The sequence below is a fragment of the Clostridium sp. AF15-41 genome (assembly GCF_003604095.1).
Classification (GTDB): Bacteria; Bacillota; Clostridia; order Lachnospirales; family Lachnospiraceae; genus Coprococcus.
The window spans coordinates 1-3,083 of the sequence record NZ_QTMQ01000006.1; the positions used below are offsets into that span (position 1 = coordinate 1).

Below are 3,083 nucleotides of genomic sequence, written 5' to 3' on the forward strand. Positions count from 1 at the left end.
GTCGCAAGACTTTCTGTATGAAATTCTGAAGGTACATGAAAAGTAAATATTTCATCTACCTGTCAAGTGTCCCAATTTAGGACACTTAAGCAGTATAGGGGATTGGTCAAATGGTATGATAGGGGTCTCCAAAACCTTTGGTGGGAGTTCGATTCTCTCATCCCCTGCTATTAGGAATAGCCTTGAAAGTCGCATAAATGCTGGCTTTTAGGCTATTTTTTGTTTTGCGAAAAAAGTTGTTTCACAGTGTTTCAAAGGGCTTGAAATCAAAAAAAAGTGTGGCAAAAGTGTGGTAAATATGTGGCAATTATTGGCATAGATTAAAATGGAGAATAAAGCGTATTGTAAATAAGACTTCCACACGTCACATATTATATAGATCACTTAATAGAGCAGTAGGACAATTACTCAACACCATAGAAACTGCTAATACAAAAGAAAGTATCTTACTACAATTCCTTTTCATTCTCTTGTTCCTCCTTCTTCTTCAAAAATCACCTTAAAATTTAAAAATTATTTCTTTTTCACATGACTTTTGATTCCTCCTTTGCTTAGTTTCCCTTATATACAATGAAAAGAGCCAGTTACTTTTACATAACTGACTCTCATAAAGGTTTATACTATTTAGTTGTTAACTTACTTTGTAGCACCGCATGAACATTTATATGTGTAATAACCTGGAGAAATTGTCTCTTCTGGATGATCTATATACTTTACTATATCTACATCTTTAGTAGCATAAGATGAATGACATACAGAATCGACATGATAATTATAATAATCATAGTCCCCTGCATGACCAGTTAAATAGAAGTCTTCTCCACAACCATTGCATACAACATGTTTTTCTGTTGTATGAACTTCTTCTCTCCATGCTGGCTTCACTTTAGCTTCATGCCATGTACCTACCCAATTATGCTGATGCTCTTTTTTTGTTGCTCCACATAATGAACACTTATAGCCGGTTACTTCCCAATAACCTGCTTTATCTGTTACTGTTACTTCCTGATCTTTGTATGTTGCGTCATGATGTACTGTTTTGGTTACTGGAACATCGTCAAAATAATATGAACAACCACCTTGACAAGATCTAGTGTGTACACTAATAAAATCACCCTCTTGAGTGTAACCTGCTGCGGTAAAGTCCATACCACATCCTGCACAAAACAAATGATATTCTGTATCGGTTACCTTCTCATTCCAAGCATCCTTAACAAGCACTTTCTTAGTCTCTTTATGGGTTACCGGTTTATGCCACTTCTTAACTTCTTTCCACTTATGACTGCATGTTACCTTTATATTACAAACAAATGGAAAATCATATGTATGTAATGTGAAAATAAAATGTGCTAAACATACATGGAAAAAGGTTACGAAACATCATGATGCGGTAACACATAAGGAAAGTGTTAAGATTAAGGATGCTTGGGATGAGAAGGTAACCACTGAAGTAAAGCATTGGTTTTGTGGAGGGTGCGACATGGATTTTACTGCAGCAGGTTATTCCCCATCCGATGATTATATTTCCACACATACTCTTAGTTGTCAAGGAGGGGGTTCTTCATATTATTTTCAATATGTCCCAGTAACAGAAACAGTACATCATGACGCCGTTTATGAGGATCAAACAATAATCGATAAAGAAGCATGGGATGAGTATTTATACACAGAATGTACTACATGCGGTGCAAGACAGTAAATAGGCAACAACTAAATAATATAAACCTTTATGAGAGTCAGTTATGTAAAAGTAACTGACTCTTTTCATTGTATATAAGGGAAATTAAGCAAAGGAGGAGTCAAAAGTCATGTGAAAAAAAAGAAATAATTTTTAAATTTTATGGTGATTTTTGAAGAAGAAGGAGGAACAAGAGAATGAAAAGGAATTGTAGTTTATTTTACGGTTATTTACTTTTATAAAGAATACAATTATGGTATAATAATACCATTATAAAGTAGGAGGTGGGTATTATGCCACAGATTATACCAATTAAGGAATTAAAGAATACAGCAGAGATATCAGATATGTGTCACAAGTCTGAAGAACCAATTTATGTTACAAAAAATGGATATGGTGATATGGTTATTATGAGTATGGAGAATTACGAAAATACTATGAATCGAATAGCGATGTATCATGATATAGAAATTTCAGAACAGCAGATAAGAAAAGGTCAAGTAAGGGATGCAAGAATCTCGCTTCAAGAAACGAGGGGAAAGTATGGCTTATAATTTGAGAATAACAAAACATGCAGAGAAACTGTTAGATAGACTTGTTTATTATTTGCTTTATCGACTTAAGAATGAACAGGCTGCCAGACACTTGTTGGATAGTATCAATGATATATATGAAAGATTGGAAGAAAACCCATTGCAGTTTCCACGATGCAGAGATAACTTTCTTGATCAAAAAGGATACCATGAGGTGGTTGTGCCACAGATGAATTATGTGGTTGTATTTAGTATTGATGGAAATGTTGTGAATGTTCTAGGTTTTTTTCATCGACTTGAGAACTATTCACACAAAATATAAATAGCAGAACTTGTGAACAAAAAGGTTTCAAAAGCATGGTTGACCAGATAGTTAGTTTCTGATAAGAAAGATTAGATTATTGAACAATAATTAGCATTGACTTGCACAGGGAGTGCGGAAGTATAATTTATATAAGCGGGGATATACTGAGCATATATCAGCAGATGATTGACACATATTTGTTAGAAGAAAGGGTGGTTATTATGATGTCATTATCAAATGCAGCGGATGGATTTTGTTCAACGATCGCGTGGAACTGTGCAGATAAAGCATTATTTGGAGATTGTCAGCTTGATACAGGGGACGAAGTTCAGGTAGTATCATCATTTTTCGGAAATGTGATTGTCCGGGTACACGGGAGATGTCTTGCGATTAACAAGGATGCGGCAGAACGGATCAAGATGTGCCAACCGGATGTACAGTAAGAGATAAAATTTTTATAACTGTTCTTGAAGTCGTGGGCAAATGTTTTATTGTGTAAACGTTAAATGAAAATGAGTTGGTTGAAATAATAAATAATATATATTATTATTTATATATCAATTATTTG

5 protein-coding genes and 1 tRNA gene are annotated in these 3,083 nt (G+C 34.4%); 5 read left to right on the forward strand and 1 reads right to left on the reverse strand.

The features are described 5' to 3' along the window. Window positions 1-96: 96 nt before the first annotated feature. A tRNA-Trp gene (locus DWW43_RS05825) sits at window positions 97-167 on the forward strand. 469 nt (window positions 168-636) lie between these two features. On the opposite strand, the gene DWW43_RS05830 is transcribed toward DWW43_RS05825, so the two are convergent. Next, window positions 637-1,221, reverse strand: coding sequence for a hypothetical protein (locus DWW43_RS05830; RefSeq protein WP_119963006.1), 585 nt, complete (start codon window positions 1,219-1,221; stop codon window positions 637-639). Between the two features lie 259 nt (window positions 1,222-1,480). On the opposite strand from DWW43_RS05830, the gene DWW43_RS12025 reads away from it, so the two are divergent. The 4 genes from DWW43_RS12025 to DWW43_RS05850 all read left to right on the forward strand — a co-directional run bounded on the left by DWW43_RS12025 (window position 1,481) and on the right by DWW43_RS05850 (window position 2,958). After that, window positions 1,481-1,699, forward strand: coding sequence for a hypothetical protein (locus DWW43_RS12025; protein ID WP_133302403.1), 219 nt, complete (start codon window positions 1,481-1,483; stop codon window positions 1,697-1,699). A 272-nt stretch (window positions 1,700-1,971) separates the two neighbouring features. Next, complete coding sequence (locus tag DWW43_RS05840) at window positions 1,972-2,232, forward strand: type II toxin-antitoxin system Phd/YefM family antitoxin (protein WP_117807451.1); 261 nt, start codon at window positions 1,972-1,974, stop codon at window positions 2,230-2,232. Next, a complete protein-coding gene (locus tag DWW43_RS05845; RefSeq protein ID WP_117822564.1) occupies window positions 2,222-2,533 on the forward strand; it encodes a type II toxin-antitoxin system RelE/ParE family toxin in 312 nt (103 codons plus the stop codon). The genes DWW43_RS05840 and DWW43_RS05845 overlap by 11 nt, the downstream gene beginning before the upstream one ends. Window positions 2,534-2,736: 203 nt before the next feature. Beyond that, the gene (locus DWW43_RS05850; RefSeq protein WP_243104406.1) at window positions 2,737-2,958 is read left to right on the forward strand and encodes a FeoA domain-containing protein; all 222 of its coding nucleotides are present in this window, start codon (window positions 2,737-2,739) and stop codon (window positions 2,956-2,958) included. Window positions 2,959-3,083 lie beyond the last annotated feature (125 nt).

Excerpts from the sequence above, each read along its gene's own strand:
- DWW43_RS12025 (WP_133302403.1), top strand. The coding sequence starts at position 1,481 with ATGGATTTTACTGCAGCAGGTTATTCCCCATCCGATGATTATATTTCC.
- DWW43_RS05840 (WP_117807451.1), top strand. The coding sequence starts at position 1,972 with ATGCCACAGATTATACCAATTAAGGAATTAAAGAATACAGCAGAGATA.
- DWW43_RS05845 (WP_117822564.1), top strand. The coding sequence starts at position 2,222 with ATGGCTTATAATTTGAGAATAACAAAACATGCAGAGAAACTGTTAGAT.
- DWW43_RS05850 (WP_243104406.1), top strand. The coding sequence starts at position 2,737 with ATGATGTCATTATCAAATGCAGCGGATGGATTTTGTTCAACGATCGCG.